The 17,573-nt window shown below is 53.7% G+C and carries 16 protein-coding genes; 7 read left to right on the plus strand and 9 right to left on the minus strand.

Annotated features, from left to right (window positions below; genetic code table 11):
- Window positions 1–12: 12 nt before the first annotated feature.
- Window positions 13–1,206 (minus strand): TCR/Tet family MFS transporter, encoded by a 1,194-nt coding sequence (locus V9K95_RS19520; RefSeq protein ID WP_336441899.1) that lies wholly within the window; start codon window positions 1,204–1,206, stop codon window positions 13–15.
- 106 nt (window positions 1,207–1,312) lie between these two features.
- Between V9K95_RS19520 and V9K95_RS19525 the strand changes: the two genes are divergently transcribed.
- Together V9K95_RS19525 and V9K95_RS19530 are read left to right on the plus strand one after the other, a co-directional pair.
- On the plus strand, window positions 1,313–1,963 hold the full coding sequence (locus tag V9K95_RS19525) for a TetR family transcriptional regulator (protein ID WP_336441898.1): 651 nt from the start codon (window positions 1,313–1,315) through the stop codon (window positions 1,961–1,963).
- Between the two features lie 90 nt (window positions 1,964–2,053).
- On the plus strand, window positions 2,054–3,115 hold the full coding sequence (locus V9K95_RS19530) for a serine hydrolase domain-containing protein (RefSeq protein WP_336441897.1): 1,062 nt from the start codon (window positions 2,054–2,056) through the stop codon (window positions 3,113–3,115).
- Here the strand turns inward: V9K95_RS19530 and V9K95_RS19535 are convergent, their stop codons facing one another.
- The gene (locus V9K95_RS19535; protein WP_336441896.1) at window positions 3,116–4,030 is read right to left on the minus strand and encodes a DMT family transporter; all 915 of its coding nucleotides are present in this window, start codon (window positions 4,028–4,030) and stop codon (window positions 3,116–3,118) included.
- 216 nt (window positions 4,031–4,246) lie between these two features.
- Complete coding sequence (gene rnd / locus V9K95_RS19540) at window positions 4,247–5,407, minus strand: ribonuclease D (RefSeq protein WP_115051740.1); 1,161 nt, start codon at window positions 5,405–5,407, stop codon at window positions 4,247–4,249.
- Between the two features lie 141 nt (window positions 5,408–5,548).
- Here rnd and aspS point away from each other — a divergent pair, with 141 nt between their 5' ends.
- Window positions 5,549–7,339, plus strand: coding sequence for an aspartate--tRNA ligase (aspS, locus tag V9K95_RS19545; protein ID WP_115051739.1), 1,791 nt, complete (start codon window positions 5,549–5,551; stop codon window positions 7,337–7,339).
- Window positions 7,340–7,415: 76 nt separating this feature from the next.
- Here aspS and V9K95_RS19550 read toward each other — a convergent pair whose 3' ends face one another.
- Window positions 7,416–8,612 carry a hypothetical protein gene (locus V9K95_RS19550; RefSeq protein WP_162802407.1) on the minus strand — a complete coding sequence of 399 codons (1,197 nt, stop codon included), beginning with the start codon at window positions 8,610–8,612 and terminating at the stop codon, window positions 7,416–7,418.
- Between the two features lie 226 nt (window positions 8,613–8,838).
- Between V9K95_RS19550 and parC the strand changes: the two genes are divergently transcribed.
- Entirely contained in the window at window positions 8,839–11,154 is a 2,316-nt protein-coding gene (gene parC, locus V9K95_RS19555; RefSeq protein WP_307284148.1) for a DNA topoisomerase IV subunit A, read from the plus strand.
- An 8-nt stretch (window positions 11,155–11,162) separates the two neighbouring features.
- Here the strand turns inward: parC and V9K95_RS19560 are convergent, their stop codons facing one another.
- The 5 genes from V9K95_RS19560 to hemB all read right to left on the minus strand — a co-directional run bounded on the left by V9K95_RS19560 (window position 11,163) and on the right by hemB (window position 15,033).
- Entirely contained in the window at window positions 11,163–12,062 is a 900-nt protein-coding gene (locus tag V9K95_RS19560; RefSeq protein ID WP_336441895.1) for a DMT family transporter, read from the minus strand.
- A gap of 79 nt (window positions 12,063–12,141) precedes the next feature.
- Window positions 12,142–12,891: an arginyltransferase gene (locus tag V9K95_RS19565; RefSeq protein WP_307284154.1), complete on the minus strand. Its 750-nt coding sequence runs from the start codon at window positions 12,889–12,891 to the stop codon at window positions 12,142–12,144.
- A 102-nt stretch (window positions 12,892–12,993) separates the two neighbouring features.
- The gene (locus V9K95_RS19570; RefSeq protein WP_336441894.1) at window positions 12,994–13,407 is read right to left on the minus strand and encodes a hypothetical protein; all 414 of its coding nucleotides are present in this window, start codon (window positions 13,405–13,407) and stop codon (window positions 12,994–12,996) included.
- A 48-nt stretch (window positions 13,408–13,455) separates the two neighbouring features.
- The gene (locus V9K95_RS19575; protein WP_307284157.1) at window positions 13,456–13,926 is read right to left on the minus strand and encodes an RDD family protein; all 471 of its coding nucleotides are present in this window, start codon (window positions 13,924–13,926) and stop codon (window positions 13,456–13,458) included.
- 69 nt (window positions 13,927–13,995) lie between these two features.
- Window positions 13,996–15,033: a porphobilinogen synthase gene (gene hemB / locus V9K95_RS19580; protein ID WP_115051732.1), complete on the minus strand. Its 1,038-nt coding sequence runs from the start codon at window positions 15,031–15,033 to the stop codon at window positions 13,996–13,998.
- Window positions 15,034–15,216: 183 nt separating this feature from the next.
- Here hemB and V9K95_RS19585 point away from each other — a divergent pair, with 183 nt between their 5' ends.
- From V9K95_RS19585 to ldtR, 3 genes are all read left to right on the plus strand, one after another.
- Window positions 15,217–16,272, plus strand: a complete 1,056-nt coding sequence (locus V9K95_RS19585) for an enoyl-CoA hydratase/isomerase family protein (protein ID WP_115051731.1) — start codon at window positions 15,217–15,219, stop codon at window positions 16,270–16,272.
- A complete protein-coding gene (locus V9K95_RS19590) occupies window positions 16,269–16,697 on the plus strand; it encodes a DUF6163 family protein (protein WP_115051730.1) in 429 nt (142 codons plus the stop codon). Before V9K95_RS19585 ends, V9K95_RS19590 begins: the two co-directional genes overlap by 4 nt.
- A gap of 161 nt (window positions 16,698–16,858) precedes the next feature.
- Complete coding sequence (ldtR, locus tag V9K95_RS19595; protein WP_115051729.1) at window positions 16,859–17,374, plus strand: transcriptional regulator LdtR; 516 nt, start codon at window positions 16,859–16,861, stop codon at window positions 17,372–17,374.
- The last annotated feature ends 199 nt before the right edge of the window (window positions 17,375–17,573 follow it).

Consider the following 17,573-nt stretch of genomic DNA (forward strand, 5'->3'; position numbering starts at 1 on the left):
AATGGCTGAAGATCAAGTGGCTGCGGCCATTTTTGCTTGGGGAATATGCAGATTTAGAACCAACGGTACCGTGATTGCGTAAACTGCTATGGCGGAGAGCCAGATTGCGCCCGGCCATTGTTTCTGCACGACAAAGTAGAAGCTTGAAAAGGCAAGCGGGGCGATGATTGATGCGAGGCTTATTGCAGAGGCCAGCACGCCCTGGAATTGGCCCTGTCGGTCATTATCGACCATGCGAGTGGCGAGAGACTGGAGCGACGGCACGCCAATCCCGCCAAGGACAAACACCGGCATGATGGCGAAGACCATCCAAGGATGTGTCGTCAAGCTCATGACGATCAATGCGAGAGATGTACCTGCGACGCCAACCAGAATTGTAGCCCGCTCCCCGAGAAGTTTTACGGCGGGTCCAGGCAAAAAAGCTTGAGCCAATGCTTGGCAAACACCATAGGTTCCCAGCGAGAGGCCGATCCATAAACCGTTCCAACCGAATGCGTCGTGGCCCCACAAGGCCCAGCAGGTGCCGTAAACTTCGCCGACGCCGCTGAAAATGAAAAACACTACGATGATCGGCATCAGTCCTTTCATCGAGAAGATCCAGCGGAATGGGCGAAGCGGATTGAGTGCGGCAAAGTCGATAGGCTGGCGGCTTGGTTTGCGCGACTCCGGCAGCATCAAAAAAGCGAGCAGTAAATTGCTCCCATTGAGAATCGCAGCAGCGATGAATGGAAGTCGCAGCCAGCAATCGCCGAATATCCCGCCAAGAACCGGCCCAATGATGAAGCCTGCGCCAAAGGTGGCGTTGAAAAGACCAAAGCGGCGCGCGCGTGTGTCCTCGGCTGAGATGTCAGTGATATAGGCTGTAGCAACGGAGATATTGGCGCTGGTCAGCCCTGCAATGGCGCGACCGATCAGGAGCATCCATAGTTGCGGCGCAAAGGCCATAATCAGATAGTTGATGGCGGCTCCACCCATTGAAATCAATAAGACCGGTCGGCGCCCAAGCCGGTCGCTAAGTGCGCCAAGCATGGGGGCAAAGACGAATTGCATCATGGCATAAAGGGCGGTCATGATCCCGATCCAGGAGGCCACGTTGCTGGCATGTGTAACCTCTTGGATCAGTCGCGGCAGAATGGGGAAGACCAAGCCAATCCCGACAGCATCGAGGCCTACAGTCGCAAAAATGATGAGAAGAGATCTATTCATCTATTTATACCGAGATTAAAAATGTACTTGGTACATAAATCTACAAGCAATTGCGATATGTCAACGGAAATATGTACTCAGTACAGAAAATGCGTTATCAAGCGGCATGAACCAGCCATCCGAATCAAAACCCGATCTTCGATCGCGTAAGCGCCTTGCCACCCGTCGTGCTATCTCGCGGGTGGCCGATCGCCTGTTTCTCGAACGTGGTTTCGACAACGTCACAGTGGACGATATTGCGGCAGCTGCCGATGTGGGCAGGATGACGGTGTTCAACTATTTTCCCCGCAAGGAAGACATGTTCTTTGATCGTGACGAGGAGGGACGCGAAATTTTGCGCAATGCCTTGCTACAGCGCGATCCCGGGGTTTCTCCGATTGAAGCTCTGCGCCTGCTGGCCCATCGGCTGGTAGCCGAGCAGCGCCCTTATGTTGAGTTTTCGAGCAGGAGCCAGGGCTTTACCAAGACGATTGAGGGCAGCGAAACTCTGAAAGCTCGCGCTCGTGCAATACGAGACGAGCTTGCGCATGTCGTGGCCGTAGAATTATCGGAAGGCGCAGGGCGCGGGCACACAGATGCTGACGCCAATCTGGCCGCGGCGCTTCTATTGGCAGTTTGGAGCGTGGCCTTTATTGAGGCGCATAAGGCCTATCGGCAAAGCGGAGATACCAAGGCAGCGGAAGCCACTTTTCTCGGTATTGTCGATAAGGGGACCATCGGACTGCAAGCCGCCTTGGCGGGTACGCCTTATATCTGACAATCCAGTTTCTGCGACAAGCCGGTATGATCACACGCATGTGAGCGGAGTTGAGTTGCCGTACCGCTTCATGCTCGTCAAAGTCGTCGCATGAAAACCTATCCGGTTAATCGCCGCAGCTTCATCTTGGCCACCCTTGCTGGTGGAGCGGGCGCTTTGGCCCCTTCGATCTCTTTTGCGCAGGTTCCAGGCAAAGCTGTGGCTTTGGATAGTGTTGCGACGAGCCAGATCATTGAACAGGCTTCGTCTTTTCCGGCACTCCAGACGATGATCGTATATGCCGGCGGGCAGACCCAGATTGAGCACCGTTTCCATGGTCCCGCCATAGATCGTCCCGTCAATGTAAAATCCGTTTCCAAGACAATCATTGCGACCTTGGCTGGCATAGCCATTGAGCGCAAAGTTTTTTCCGGGTTGGACGAGCTTGTTGCGCCAATCCTGTCGAATAAGCTGCCGCAGGATCGTGATCCTCGGCTGGCGCGAATAACGCTCGGCAATCTGCTTTCCATGCAGGCGGGGCTTGATCGTACATCCGGCCCCAATTATGGCCGCTGGGTCGAGAGCTCCGATTGGGTTCGTTATGCGCTCGCTCGAGATTTCGTCGATGAGCCGGGCGGGCGCATGCTTTACTCAACCGGCAATTCGCATCTCATATCCGCAATGCTCACCCGCAAGACGGGTCGAACGACATTGCAGATTGCGCGCGATTGGCTGGGCGAACCGCTGGACATCACTATTCCACCTTGGCCACGTGATCCGCAGGGCATTTATTTCGGCGGCAATGACATGGAATTGTCGCCGCGGGCCATGCTCGCCTTTGGCAAAATGTTTCTCGAGGGCGGAAAGAGCGGCGGCAAGCAAATCATGCCAGCTGCCTGGATCGAAGAATCGTGGAAGCCTCGAACCAGCTCGCCATTTACTGGCGATAGCTATGGTCTGGGCTGGTTCATCTCTTATACGCCGGATAGCAAGCCGTTCTATTATGCCTGGGGCTATGGCGGCCAGATGATCTATGTCGTGCCTCATGCATCCGTGGTGGCGGTGATGACCTCAAACACCGCAGCGCCTTCCGGTCGCTCCGGCTATGTGCGCCAATTGCACGATCTTTTGGCAACCCGAATTGTCCCGGCAGCAGAAGCTGCCATAGGTTGATCAGGCGGGCACAGTCTTCTTGCGCGATGGAAATGTCATGGCGGCAACGCCGATGACAACGAATACAAGTCCGATCAATGCGGTCGAGGCCAAAGTTTCACCAAGAAAGATGACGCCGATTCCCACACCAATCGGAACGCGCAGATAGGCCTGCGATGTCGTACTCACCGAGCCAAGTGTGTGGATAAGCCGGAAATAGATAACAAAGGCGAGGGCGGTCGAAAACACCGAGAGACCGAGCAGTGCCAGCAGCGAGTCAGCCGATGGCGCAATGGTCCATGGCTGGTCCACAACCAAGCTGACGGGGATAAGTATCACCGCGCCGCAAACCATTGAACCGGCGGCCGGCATCATCGGATCAAGCCCCTTGAAGCCCCGTCCGAATATGGCAGCGGCGGCATAAGAGATTGTTGCAGCCACAATTGCCAGTTGCGCTACCAGTTCCTTGCCGACCCCCTGAAAGGCTTCCATTCCGATAATCAGGCTGATCCCGATGACACCGGCAATTGTTCCCAAAAGCTTGCGCATCGTCACCGCTTCGTGCCGCGTAATCAGCACCGTCAGCAGAAAGGCGAAAATTGGCGTGGTCGAATTGAGGATAGTCGCCAGTCCGGCATTTACCGTCTGCTCGGCCCAGGCAATCAGGGTAAAGGGGATAACACTGTTGATACAGGCTTGAATGAAAAAGCGCTTCCAGATCGCCGGGTCCTTAGGCAGCGAAAGTCCACGCATTTTAATGATCGCCACCAACAGCCCTCCGGCTATCAATGTGCGTGCAGCAATAAAGGTGATCGGCGGGATGGTTTCAACACCAATTCTGATGAAGGTGTAGGAGGCACCCCATAAAGTTGCGAGTACAGCAAGGAGCGCAACCTCTTTGGCGAGAGCGGGCGTTGTGGTGGAGGAAGCAGTCATGGTTTAAACCTTCGCGGCATAATCATAGCAATGATCAATGTCCTGAATCCTCAGCCCGATGCTTCGATGATGGCCGAATTATCGAAACTCAATAGTGTTGATTGGCCGAATTGAGCAATTTGCAGGAAAACAGCCGGGTCTTCACAGAAAAACCGGCTGTTTTGACTGAATTTTTGTAACTATGGGCTGCAAAATGAGTGCGGTCAGTTGCAACCCTCATTCACTGGGAAGAACCAGCGCCCGAATTTTCTTGTTTTCGAATTTCAGGCAAAGCTCGCCATTGATCAGTTGAAGCGCCTTTTCTCCAAAGACTTCGCGACGCCATCCTTGCAATGCCGGAATGTCATCAACATCACCTTCCGAAGCGATCCTGTCGATTTCATCGGAGGTAGCCACCACCTTTGCGGCAACGCCATGCTCTTCGGTAACAAGCCGAAGAAGCACCTTCAAAAGCTCCGAAGCTGCTCCAGCGCCTTCCGGGGAAGCGCTTTGTTTCGGCAAGCGGGGCATCTCATCCTTCGGCAGGTCGAGTGCCAGATTGACAGCGTTGAGCAAGCCTGTTGCCATGCTGGAGCGTTCCCAACCCTTTGGAATCGTTCGCAAGCGTGACATTGCTTCCGCATCGCGCGGCTGCTGTTGTGCGATCTCGTAAATCGCGTCATCCTTGATGACACGCCCGCGCGGCACATTGCGTTCGCGCGCTTCGCGTTCGCGCCATGCTGCCACACTGCGTAGGACGGCAAGTTCCACCGGCTTGCGCAGGCGCATCTTCAGCCGCTTCCAGGCATCGTCCGGATGCATGTCATAGGTTTCGCGCGCGGTGAGAATTTTCATCTCGTCCAGAACCCATTCGGTGCGGCCCTCGGCTTCAAGGCTTTCCTTCAAATGGAGGTAAATATCGCGCAGATGTGTCACATCCGCCAAAGCATAGTCGAGTTGCTTTTCGGAAAGAGGACGCCTGCGCCAATCGGTAAATCGTGAAGATTTGTCGATTTGTGCCCCAACCACCTTTTGCACCAATTGGTCATAAGCGATGGCATCGCCAAAGCCGCAAACCATCGCCGCAACCTGTGTATCGAACACCGGGTGCGGGATCAGATTGCCAAGGTGGAAGATGATTTCAATGTCCTGGCGGGCCGCATGAAACACTTTCACGATTTTTTCGTCGGCCATCAGCTTAAAAAACGCTGCAAGATCAAGGCCAGGGGCCAGCGCGTCCACAATCGCCGTATGATCGGGCGATGCCAATTGGATAACGCAAAGCTCCGGCCAGAACGTGGTCTCGCGGATGAATTCCGTGTCGACAGTCACGAAGTCTGATTGGGAAAGGGCGGCAACAGCCTGTTCAAGCTGATCTGTGGTTGTAATCATGGTCATGATTTTTCTATAGCGAATGAGAATGGGTTTGTCTCGGTTCTTGACAAATCAGCTCCAAAATGCGCTTGTCCGCCCAAATTCTTTGGCGTGTCGAGGGCTTATCCTCGGTCTTTTCGCCATATTTAATCAGAGGCACATATCATGCACCGTTACCGCAGCCATACCTGCGCCGCCTTGCGTAAATCGGACGTTGGTTCGACAGTTCGTCTTTCAGGTTGGGTCCACCGCGTCCGCGACCATGGCGGAATTCTCTTTATTGATATCCGCGACCATTATGGCCTGACGCAAATCGTCGCCAATCCCGATTCGCCAGCTTTCAAGCTTGCCGAAACCGTACGGGGCGAATGGGTTATCCGCGTTGACGGTGAGGTGAAGGCACGTACCGAAGATACGGTAAATGCCAACATGCCGACCGGCGAGATCGAAGTTTTCGCGCGTGAGATCGAAGTTCTCTCGGCTGCGAAGGAACTACCTTTGCCGGTGTTTGGCGAATTGGATTATCCGGAAGATATCCGCCTGAAGTACCGCTTCCTCGATCTGCGCCGCGATACACTGCACAAGAACATCATGCAGCGCACGAAGATCATCGCTGCGATGCGCCGCCGTATGAGTGAGATCAACTTCACGGAATTCTCGACGCCAATTCTGACAGCTTCTTCGCCGGAAGGCGCGCGAGACTTTCTCGTGCCGAGCCGTATTCATCCCGGCAAGTTTTATGCTCTGCCGCAAGCGCCGCAGCAATATAAGCAGTTGATCATGATGTCCGGTTTCGACCGTTACTTCCAGATCGCACCGTGCTTCCGCGATGAAGATCCGCGCGCGGATCGTTTACCGGGCGAGTTTTATCAGCTCGACGTTGAAATGAGTTTTGTTGAACAGAATGACGTTCTGACCACCATGGAACCGGTTTTGCGCGGCGTTTTCGAAGAATTTGCTGAAGGCAAGCGCGTTACCAAGGAATTTCCGCGCATCGCTTATGATGATGCCATGCGCAAATATGGTTCCGATAAGCCGGACTTGCGTAACCCTATCGAAATGCAGGCAGTGACCGAGCATTTCGCCGGTTCAGGCTTCAAAGTCTTTGCAAACATGATCGCCAATGACCCAAAGGTCGAGGTATGGGCGATTCCTGCCAAGACCGGCGGCTCACGCGCATTTTGTGACCGCATGAACTCCTGGGCGCAGAGCGAAGGCCAGCCAGGTCTTGGCTATATTTTCTGGCGTAAGGAAGGCGAAAGCCTTGAAGGCGCTGGCCCGCTCGCCAAGAATATTGGACCGGAACGCACGGAAGCCTTGCGTGTGCAGCTTGGTCTTGATGATGGCGATGCAGCCTTCTTCGTTGCCGGCGATCCTAAGAAGTTCGTGTCCTTTGCAGGCGCTGCGCGTACGCGCGCTGGTGAAGAGCTGAACCTTGTTGACCGCGACCAGTTTGCGCTTTGCTGGATTGTCGATTTCCCCTTCTTCGAATGGCTTGAAGATGAAAAGAAGATCGACTTTGCCCATAACCCATTCTCAATGCCGCAGGGCGGCATGGATGCGCTCGAAAATCAGGATCCTCTGACGATCAAGGCATTCCAGTATGATATGGTTTGCAACGGTTTCGAAATTGCCTCGGGCGGTATTCGTAACCATCTGCCGGATACAATGGTCAAAGCATTTGAAGCTGTCGGTCATTCACGCGAAACCGTGGAAGAACGCTTCGGTGGTCTTTATCGTGCATTCCAGTATGGCGCACCGCCCCATGGCGGCATGGCAGCTGGTGTTGACCGCATCGTCATGCTGCTAGTCGGTGCGAAGAACTTGCGTGAAATCACCATGTTCCCGATGAACCAGCAGGCCTATGATTTGCTGATGAACGCTCCATCGGATGTTTCGCAGGCGCAATTGCGCGACCTGAATATCCGTCTTAACCCGGTGAAGAAGGAAGTTTAGAGACCTTCTCTAACCGACTCTGGACAAACAAAAATCCCGGCATCGCTGCCGGGATTTTTTCGTTTTATCGCCAGGATTACTGGTTCGCAATAACCGTAACACCGAGTGTCTTGAGCAGAGACTTTGGATCGGCCATGCCGCCCGCTGCAATGATTGCGAATGGAACTGACTTTGGCGGAGCTGCCTTGATCTCGAGGGTCTTTGGATCGTCGAGATATTCGCCGACTGCCGTGCCGAGTGTCTGGGCGAATTCTGCATCGCCCAATTGTGCCGCAGCCATTGGCACGATTGCCTTTGCCTGATTGATCAGGTCTTCGCGCTTGGCGTTCTGCTGCTTGGCAACATAGTCAAGCGCCTTGTAGGTGACTGAGTCGTCCTCAAAACGGATCGAAGCGCCGGTAAAGCTCAACTGCTGCATAAGGCCGAGCATCGCCATGCCTTGTGCGTCGTCAGGCTTGCCTTCCATATTCTTGGTGGCTTCCTGCAGACCCTTGATGAAGTCCAGCGTGTAACCGGAAATGTCGAGCTTAACGCCGAGTGTACCAGCATCATCGGTGATGAAATCCATCTTTTCGATGTTCAACCGGCCATCTGCAACATTCCACGTGCCGTTCATATCGATTTTCCCGGTCAGTGTCTCATAACCAAGAGCGGTCAATGCTTCCTTGGTCTTTGGATCTTCGACTTCTGACAGATCGGCTTTGAAGCTTTCAACATTTGTCGTGAAAGCTACAGGTGACGTTTCAGTCAGCGGGGAAATCGTTGCGGTAAGCGCGTCGGCAACGAAAACATCCTTGCCTTTAGCATTAAAGGCGACGTGCTTTATTTCCGCTTTTTCATACTGCAAAAACTTTGCCAATGGCTCAGTTGCGCCTTCCGCCGGAAGGGTGATCCCTTCAAACGCTATGCCTTCCAGCTTAATTGTTCCCTTGTCTTCGCCTTCAGGAGAAAAGCTGACATCGGGGACCGTCAACGATCCGACCTTGAAGCCACCACCGGAAACGTCGCTCACATCGGAAAGCGTGACGTCACCGGCATTGAACGTTTCTTTAATGCCTGTTGTTGAAACCTTGGCATCCTTCAACACGACTGTCGTGCCGTTTGTTTCAACATTGCTGTATTCAAGGACACCGCCCTGTTCGGTATAAACAGCCTTCAGGCGCGCAGCGACAGCGTTTCCGTCGATGGCATAGGCTGAACCGGCAAATACGACAACGAGAGCAGAGGTTGCAGCCAGCAGACGCAAGCCGGACTTCACAGGGTTTGGACGCATAATTTGTTCCTTGTTGAGATCAATGATCATACCTATTGCATGAGGCGCGGCAAAACTGTGACAGCCATCAACCAAGCGGCAATATTTACGATTCGGGCGCTAGAAAGTCAGATTTGCCGTTCGAAGGCAAGCTTTGTTCAGCAGAACGGTGATTATGGGGCTATCAGCCTGTGATCTGGGCGAATCATTGCTTGCCCGCGAATCCTTGTCTTGATAGTCCATTCACATGGGAAAAAGCCTGATTCCGCCAGACAATGGCGATGATAATGTCGAACCGGTTGATCTGAAGGCAGCGCTGGAAGAGCGCTATCTTGCCTATGCTCTGTCAACGATCATGCATCGTGCCTTGCCGGATGTGCGGGACGGGCTAAAACCCGTTCATCGCCGCATCATGCATGCCATGCGTTTGCTGCGCCTGTCGCCTGATCAATCCTATGCCAAATGCGCCCGAATCGTCGGCGAGGTCATGGGTAAATTTCATCCCCATGGCGACCAGTCGATCTATGACGCGCTCGTTCGCTTGAGCCAGGATTTTGCCGTACGCTATCCCGTGGTCGACGGGCAGGGGAATTTCGGCAATATTGACGGCGATAACCCGGCAGCGATGCGTTATACCGAAGCGCGCATGACCGACGTTGCCATGCTGCTGCTAGAGGGCATTACCGAAGATGCCGTCGATTTCCGCCCGACCTATAATGAGGAAGACGAAGAACCAATCGTTCTTCCCGGAGCCTTTCCAAACCTGCTTGCCAATGGTTCGTCGGGCATTGCGGTCGGCATGGCCACCTCGATTCCACCGCACAACGTATCGGAACTCTGCGCTGCGGCACTGCATCTGATCAAGCATCCTGACGCGACGGTGGAAGAGCTCATGACTTCCCCGGAGGAATGGGCGGCCATCGAAGCTTTGGCGAAGGACGACCCTAAAGCCCTGCTTACCTGCAAGGTGCGTGGTCCCGATTTCCCGACGGGCGGCATTCTTGTCGAAAGTTGGGAAGCAATTGTTGAAGCCTATAAAACCGGCCGTGGCGGTTTTCGTCTGCGTGCCCGCTGGGAAACGGAAGATCAGGGCCGAGGCACGTGGAACATCGTCATTGGCCAAATCCCTTATCAGGTTCAAAAGTCACGGCTCATTGAAAAGATCGCGGAACTCCTGATCGCCAAGAAGCTGCCATTGCTGGATGACGTACGCGATGAGTCGACTGAAGATGTCCGCCTTGTGCTTGAACCCAAGAGCCGAAGCGTCAATCCGGACATTCTCATGGAGTCGCTGTTTAAGCTGAGCGAACTTGAAACGCGCTTTCCGCTCAATATGAATGTTCTGTCGCAAGGCAAGGTGCCGAACGTTCTTTCCCTGCGTGAGGTGCTTAAGCAGTGGCTTGAACATCGCAAGGAAGTGCTTATTCGCCGCTCGCGCCATCGTCTTGGTGAAATAGAGCGGCGTCTTGAAATTCTGGGCGGCATGCTCATCGCCTATCTGAATATTGATGAAGTTATCCGCATCATCCGCGAGGAGGATGAACCGAAGCAGGAGATGATCCGCCGCTTCGAACTCACCGATAATCAGGCGGAAGCTATCTTGAATATGCGCCTGCGCTCCTTGCGCAAGCTTGAAGAGTTTGAAATCCGCAAAGAATTTGACGGATTGAGCGCCGAAAAGAAGCAGATCGAGGAATTGCTGGGATCAGAGCCAAAACAATGGCAGACGATTTCGTGGCAGATCGCTGAAATGCAAAAGAAGTATGGACCGGAGACCTTGGTTGGCAAGCGTCGCACAACCTTCGCCAATGCGCCGACACATGACCTGACCGACATTCATCACGCCATGATCGAGCGCGAGCCGGTGACGGTCGTGGTGTCGGAAAAGGGCTGGCTGCGCGCCATGAAGGGGCATCTGGCAGACTTTGCTACTTTGACCTTCAAGGAAGGCGACAAGCTGAAGCTGGCATTCCACGCTGAAACAACAGACCGCATCCTCGTTCTGACTACCGGCGGCAAGTTCTACACCATCGGTGCAAACAGCCTTCCCGGTGGGCGTGGTCATGGCGAGCCGATCCGCATCATCGTCGATATGGAGAACGACCAGGATATTGTCACCGCTTTCGTGCACAATCCCGAGCGTAAGCTGTTCCTGTCATCGCATGTCGGCAATGGCTTTATCGTTCCTGAAGCAGATGTCATTGCCAATACGCGCAAGGGCAAGCAGGTGATGAACGTCAAGTCTCCGGACGAAGCGCGCCATTGCGTGCCGGTCATCGGCGATAGCGTTGCTATTGTTGGTGAAAACCGCAAGCTGCTTGTCTTCCCGCTGGCCGATGTACCAGAGCTCGGTCGCGGCAAGGGCGTGCGTCTGCAACGCTACAAGGATGGTGGCGTTTCCGATATCCGCATCTTCACAATGGAGCAGGGATTGACGTGGCAGGACGCTTCCGGCCGCAGCTTCACGCGTGGAAAACTCGAGCTTTTGGAATGGGTCGGCCCGCGCGCCACGGCCGGCCGCATGGTTCCAAAGGGTTTCCCGCGCTCGGGCAAGTTCTCGTAAGTCGGGCCCTAGATCGGATGGCGGATTGCCGTCGTCCGGGCTCGCCTGCGTGAGTGGACCATCTGCCAGAGCGAATGGCCGATTAAGGCAGAAATGATGATGATGCCACCCAAAAGGGTGGCGTCGGTTGGGCGTTCGGAAAATACCAGCCAGACCCAGATGGGCGTCAGCACTGTTTCAAGCAGATAAAACATCGCGACTTCCGGTCCTGAAAGAAAGCGCGGGCCGGTTGCGAGGCAGATGAAGGCGATTGTGGTGACCACCGCGCCGTTGAAGATGATCCAGCCAGGAACGGCGACGTTGAATCCATTTTGCGATACCATGAATGCAGCAACGGCTATAGGCACTGCGGTGCCCATCATTGCAGCAAAGCTCATATCCTTGCCGGACGCGCGCGTGACCGTGATGGCCGATGCGAGAATGAACGTCGACAACAGCCCCATCAAATCGCCGAAGACATGACCTGCCGATAAGCCTTCATACACGATGATTCCGACGCCGATCAGCATCAGGAACATGGCAATGAAAGTGATCGCCTTGGGCCGTTCTTTCAGAAATACCCAGGACAAAAGCGCAGCGAATACGGTGTTGAACGCCAAAATGAAAACGAGATTGGCTGTCTTCGTATTATACACTGCGGTCATGAAGGCGATTGAAGCCAAGCCATACAGCGCTGCAACCAGATACCCGATCTTGCCCGGAAGGACTTCTCGGCGCTTTCCGGTGACGAGATTCCAAACGGCCCAAATGATGAGCGCGCAGATGAAGGTTGTCGAGCTGCGCAGCAGCAGCGTCGACCATGTTTCCCCTTGGCCAAGGCGCAACAAAGGAATGTCTGCCGAAAGCACCAGACCTCCGATGCCGGTGATGAGCAAACCTTTGCGATGGTCGAGGTGAAGCTGGGACATGCGGCAGATTTCCGGGGGGATTCATTTGAATTATGCCGCGTTGTCTAGCGGTAGAACAGGCTGCCGTCCAGCGTACCCATCAGGGCGCGCGGCGCTCCCAGCCTTTCATGCCCAGATGTTCCTGCGGCTGGTAGCGGATTTTATATTGCATCTTGCGCGAGCCCTCGACCCAATATCCAAGATACACATGCGGCAGGCCTGCGGCAGCTGCGCGCTGAATATGGTCGAGGATCATAAAGGTGCCAAGAGAGCGGCTTGCATGGTCCGGATTGAAGAATGAATAAACCATGGAAAGCCCGTCACCCATGATATCGGTCAATGCCACGGCAATCAGTTCACCTTCGCCCTTTTGCGTAATGAAGCTATCGGGGCCGCGCCGGCGATATTCGATGATCTGGGTGGGCACGTGGGTGTCTTCCACCATCATGGCATAATCGAGGACGGTCATTTCCGACATGCCGCCCTTATTGTGGCGCGCATTGAGATAATGCCTGAACAGTGAATATTGTTCGGTCGATGGTTCGGCGTGATGAATATTGCCGATCAGGTCACGATTGCGATTCCATACACGTCGCATGGATTTATCCTGCGTGAACTCACCGGCGAGAATGCGCACGGAAACACATGCCCGGCAATTCTCGCAGGCTGGCCGGTAAGCGATGTTTTGCGAGCGCCGAAAGCCACCTTGAGTCAGCAGATCATTCAGCTCACTGGCTCGCCCGCCCACAAGGTGGGTAAATACCTTGCGTTCAAGCTGTCCCTCAAGATAAGGGCATGGCGAGGGGGCTGTCAGAAAAAACTGCGGTGATTGCTGCGGTTGATGGGTCATCCAAGTTCCTGGCACGCTCTGTAACAACTATAGAATCGTATGACCGCCTAAAACGTCAATTCAATTATATTGCATTGCAGAGTGAATGTCGCGTATGTCGTATCAGTGCACGGGTCTTTCGGGGCAGCGTGACCCACTCCATGAATGGATGGGCGGATCGAAATGGCCATTGGTTGAACCACCCCACGCCGCTTTGAAACTTTGATAATCGCTGCTGAAATGTAAAGAGACGAGGCCCGTGCCATCCTTGTCCGTCCAAATCAGCGTGCGGTCTGTCGGGCTGGTTTGGTCTTTTTCGATGACATTGCCATCGGTGCGTCCGGCCAACCCATCTATTTTATACGTCCCGGTAATTCGCCCGTCACGGTCCACGCTTAGATTGGTTTGGATATCCTGGTAATCGCCATAGGAAATAACTTCGCCGCAGAATTTTCCCGCAGGCGAAGCCGCATAGCTCACGCCGCCTGACAAAACGAGCAGGGCAGCTGCTACAGCAACGGATTTGTGTCTGTTCATCATTTCAATGCCGAAGAAGAAAGGCTCCCGGACGGGAGCCTTCAATGTTTAATTATATGCCCTGACGACAACCGTTCCGAGCAGAAGGTCATGCAATGTACGTTTGCGGTCAAGGAAGAAGGTTGCGAGCAGAATAAATGGGGTCAACACGACATTGAGGCCCCAGAAGAGCACAGTATGAACGATTGCGAGCAGTCCGTCCACTTTCCCGCCATCCAGGCGTTCAAGCTTCAGCCCCATCATCTGCATACCTTTGGTAGCCTGACGCGGTCCGCCAAGGGTGCCGTAAATATAAATCAGGGCAACAGCTGGAAACATTACGCCGTAAAGCATCCAACCAAGGCCCAGCGTCGCGATCCCCAGAATGAAAACGAGGATAGCTACCGGAATGCAAAGCAGAAACACGATCGCATAGTCGATCAGGAAGGCAAATATGCGGCTGGTACGCACGCCCTGATACAAGCGCCAATCGTCGAAACGATCAGTAATTATTTCGCCATCAAGGGTTTTCGCGTTCATTTTGTTTCCTGTTTTCAAGTGATAGCCAAATGGCCATTACCCTGAAATTGGGAATTCAGGCAGATAAATTCAAGCGCCCGCCTTCAATCGTTCTGCAACAATGGGTGCGAAGTAGGTGAGAATGCCGTCGCAGCCAGCGCGTTTGAAAGCCAGCAGCGTTTCCATCATCACCCGTTCTTCGTCGATCCAGCCATTGGCGCCGGCGGCTTTGATCATCGTGTACTCGCCCGAAACCTGATAAGCGAAGGTCGGCACAGAAAATGTGTCCTTCAACCGGCGGATAATATCAAGATAGGGCAGGCCGGGCTTTACCATGAGCGAATCTGCGCCCTCGGCAAGATCCTGCTCTGCCTCGCGCACCGCTTCATCGGTGTTGGCAGGGTCGATATAATAGGTTTTCTTGTCGCCCTTCAGCCGACCGGACGTGCCGATTGCTTCGCGGTAAGGGCCATAAAACGCCGAAGCGAATTTGGTGGCATAGGCCATGATCGCGACATCTTGAAAGCCATTTTGATCCAAGGCATCACGAATGGCACCAATGCGGCCATCCATCATATCCGATGGCGCAATAATATCGGCGCCTGCAGCAGCTTGCAGCACTGCACCTTGCGTAATTTGAGCAACAGTCTCGTCATTGATGATGATACCGTCGCGCAAAATACCATCATGGCCATGGCTGGTGAACGGGTCGAGCGCAACATCGGTAATCATGCCAATTTCAGGCACGGCATCTTTGATCGCGCGCGTAGCCCGGTTGATCAAATTGTCAGGGTCAAGAATCCCTGAACCCGTATCGTCGCGCAGGTCAGCGGCAATATTGGCAAATGTAGCTATGGCAGGAATGCCAAGCTTGGCGGCCCGTTCTGCTTCACGCACAGCCATATCCACTGAAAAACGCTGTACGCCCGGCATGGCGGCAATGTCTTCTCGTCGGTTCTCACCTTCGCAAAGGAATATCGGCCAGATCAGATCATTGACTGTCAGCTGGTTTTCCTGAACCAGACGACGCGACCAGTCGGCCTTGCGCATGCGGCGCAAACGGCGGCTCTGGGTAATTTCGTCAACAGTTCTTGGCGCGTGCCTTTGAAATGCGGGATGTTTGTTCATGTTTTCTGCCTGCTGTTTGGAATAGTTTTAACAGGATCGCCACAATAGCATAACCCCAAAATTGCGGCTCGTTCTTGGACCAAATGCCCAAGCTGCCAGCTCTACCTTTGTCCTGAACCACGTCATCCATTGACGCGCCCCGCCGGAGTTTCCTACTTTCGCTTGCAAATAACGGAGAAATGCATGGAAATCGATTTTGGCGGGATGGGTGAAATCGCATTTGAGCGGCGCGGCAAAGCTGGTCTGGTTCGCCTGACGCGGCCAAAAGCGCTTAACGCGCTGACGCGGATTATGGTCAGTGCATTGCATCGTGCGCTGATTGCCTGGTCTACCGACGAGGCGGTCCATTGCATTATCGTTGAAGGCGAGGGACGGGCCTTTTGCGCTGGCGGCGATATTCTCGCCGTTTATCATGCTGGCCGTTCCGGTGCCCCGCTCTATGATTTCTTTGCCGACGAGTATCGACTCAACGCCTATATAAGACACTATCCCAAGCCTTATATCTCGCTGATTGATGGCATTGTCATGGGCGGCGGTGTTGGCATTTCGGTGCATGGGTCGCATAGGGTCGTCACGGAAAACGTCACTTTTGCCATGCCCGAAGTTGGCATCGGCTTTTTCCCGGATGTCGGCGGCAGTGCTTTCCTGCCGCATCTGCCGGAGCATTTCGGCACTTATCTCGCTTTGACCGGCAATAGAATCAAGCAGGGCGACTGCCTGCAAAGCGGTATTGCCACCCATGCGATCAAGGCGGAAGACAAGGAAAAACTCAAACGCAGCCTGATCCGGTCGGGTGATCCCGAAAAGGCGTTAAAGGGCAAGACGATCAATCCTGACTTTGAAACACCCGAAGCAATGCGCGACATGATAAGCGTTCTCTTTGACTCGCCAACATTAAGCGGTTGTCTCATCCGTCTTGCTGCCGCAGGGGTGAACGGCAGCGAAGAAGCACAAAAACTTCTTGATCTGATCAAGACTCGCTCGCCCACAAGTCTGCATGTCAGTTTCCGTCAGATAGAAGAGGGACGCGAACTTGATATGGACCAGTGCATGCAGATGGAATACCGCATTCTTTGCCGTATGCTTGAAAATCACGACTTTTATGAAGGTGTAAGGGCACTTCTTGTGGACAAGGATAATTCGCCCGTGTGGAGTCCCGCAAAAATCGAAGATATAACGCCTGAAATGGTCGATGCCTATTTTGCATCATTGGGCGAGCGGGAACTACAACTGACATGAATGACAAGCCCACCCATTTGCCTTTCGACCCGACTATGGCCCAAACAGGCTTTGTCTGGTTGTTGCGGCTTGTAGCCATCTACTCACTTGTCGCCGGGGTAGGCTACTGGGCGCAGATCAGTGGCTATTATGAAGGGCTGCTCTGGCGCTTCGACCTCATGCCATGGCAATGGAAGGTCGCCTCCGTTTCGCTGGCAATGCTTTATCCCGTTGCTTCAACCGGCCTTTGGATGATGGTGTCCTGGGGGCCGGTTATCTGGTTTGTCGCCGCACTCGGCGAAACGCTGATGTTTACAGTATTCTCGGAGTTCTTCTTTTACAGGCCCCAAATTGCTATTATTCATGGCTGCGTTGCACTGCTTTACATCGTCTTCCGGATAGTGCTGTTTTTGCAGAAACGTCAGCAGGCCATGCCAATCCGCTAATTCTCAAAATATGCTGGCGGTAAGTCTTCATTAAGGTAGAAATTGATTCTGTGATGGTAAGATACTGTTAAGTCTATGTTTTAAGTCGAATTTTATGCGTATTCGATAGTGTCTGCTCAACGGTGAGAAAAATACACCGAAACAACAGTGAGGCAGGTATTATGAACAGCATACAGAGAAAGTCTGGCGCAAGCTCGCATTCTACAGTAAATGACACAGCATTGCGTACATTATATCTTGAAGCACTTCAGTTGGTCGAGCGGTTACATCGCCGGTTGCTTGATGTAGTCAAGGATGAATTCGATCGTAATGGCCGCAGTGACATCAACGCCATTCAGGCATTGCTGCTTTTCAACATCGGCAATGCGGAACTGACAGCCGGAGAACTTCGCAGTCGCGGCTATTATCTGGGATCGAACGTTTCCTACAATCTCAAGAAACTGGTCGAACTCGGCTTTATCTCCCACGAACGCTCACGCACAGACCGTCGTTCGGTTCGCGTCAGCCTCACGGAGAAGGGTTCTGAAGTGGCCGAACTGGTTGCCGGCCTCTATGAGCGCCACGTTGCATCGATCGAGCATGTTGGAGGCATAAAGGCTGAAGAATTCCAGTCCATGAACAAGGCACTTCAGCGTCTTGATCGCTTCTGGAACGACAGCATCGCCTACCGCATGTAATTTTGGGGTAGCTGCAATAACAAAAGCCCGGCTTTGCGCGCAGCAAAGGCGGGCTTTGTCTATTGGTTCACAATACTTGAAGTCCACACGGGGGCAATTCGACTTTGGGCCGAGTTAAGACAGGTTCTGCATCTCGGTGACTGCTCTAGCCCAAGTCATTAATCCGCCATAATGGAATGCAACTGCACGATCCTATACT

Source organism: Phyllobacterium sp. CCNWLW183 (assembly GCF_037203775.1).
Lineage (GTDB): Bacteria > Pseudomonadota > Alphaproteobacteria > Rhizobiales > Rhizobiaceae > Phyllobacterium > Phyllobacterium ifriqiyense.

Coding starts and splice junctions, on each gene's coding strand:
- V9K95_RS19520 (WP_336441899.1), bottom strand. CDS start 1,206: ATGAATAGATCTCTTCTCATCATTTTTGCGACTGTAGGCCTCGATGCT.
- V9K95_RS19525 (WP_336441898.1), top strand. CDS start 1,313: ATGAACCAGCCATCCGAATCAAAACCCGATCTTCGATCGCGTAAGCGC.
- V9K95_RS19530 (WP_336441897.1), top strand. CDS start 2,054: ATGAAAACCTATCCGGTTAATCGCCGCAGCTTCATCTTGGCCACCCTT.
- V9K95_RS19535 (WP_336441896.1), bottom strand. CDS start 4,030: ATGACTGCTTCCTCCACCACAACGCCCGCTCTCGCCAAAGAGGTTGCG.
- rnd (WP_115051740.1), bottom strand. CDS start 5,407: ATGACCATGATTACAACCACAGATCAGCTTGAACAGGCTGTTGCCGCC.
- aspS (WP_115051739.1), top strand. CDS start 5,549: ATGCACCGTTACCGCAGCCATACCTGCGCCGCCTTGCGTAAATCGGAC.
- V9K95_RS19550 (WP_162802407.1), bottom strand. CDS start 8,612: ATGCGTCCAAACCCTGTGAAGTCCGGCTTGCGTCTGCTGGCTGCAACC.
- parC (WP_307284148.1), top strand. CDS start 8,839: ATGGGAAAAAGCCTGATTCCGCCAGACAATGGCGATGATAATGTCGAA.
- V9K95_RS19560 (WP_336441895.1), bottom strand. CDS start 12,062: ATGTCCCAGCTTCACCTCGACCATCGCAAAGGTTTGCTCATCACCGGC.
- V9K95_RS19565 (WP_307284154.1), bottom strand. CDS start 12,891: ATGACCCATCAACCGCAGCAATCACCGCAGTTTTTTCTGACAGCCCCC.
- V9K95_RS19570 (WP_336441894.1), bottom strand. CDS start 13,407: ATGAACAGACACAAATCCGTTGCTGTAGCAGCTGCCCTGCTCGTTTTG.
- V9K95_RS19575 (WP_307284157.1), bottom strand. CDS start 13,926: ATGAACGCGAAAACCCTTGATGGCGAAATAATTACTGATCGTTTCGAC.
- hemB (WP_115051732.1), bottom strand. CDS start 15,033: ATGAACAAACATCCCGCATTTCAAAGGCACGCGCCAAGAACTGTTGAC.
- V9K95_RS19585 (WP_115051731.1), top strand. CDS start 15,217: ATGGAAATCGATTTTGGCGGGATGGGTGAAATCGCATTTGAGCGGCGC.
- V9K95_RS19590 (WP_115051730.1), top strand. CDS start 16,269: ATGAATGACAAGCCCACCCATTTGCCTTTCGACCCGACTATGGCCCAA.
- ldtR (WP_115051729.1), top strand. CDS start 16,859: ATGAACAGCATACAGAGAAAGTCTGGCGCAAGCTCGCATTCTACAGTA.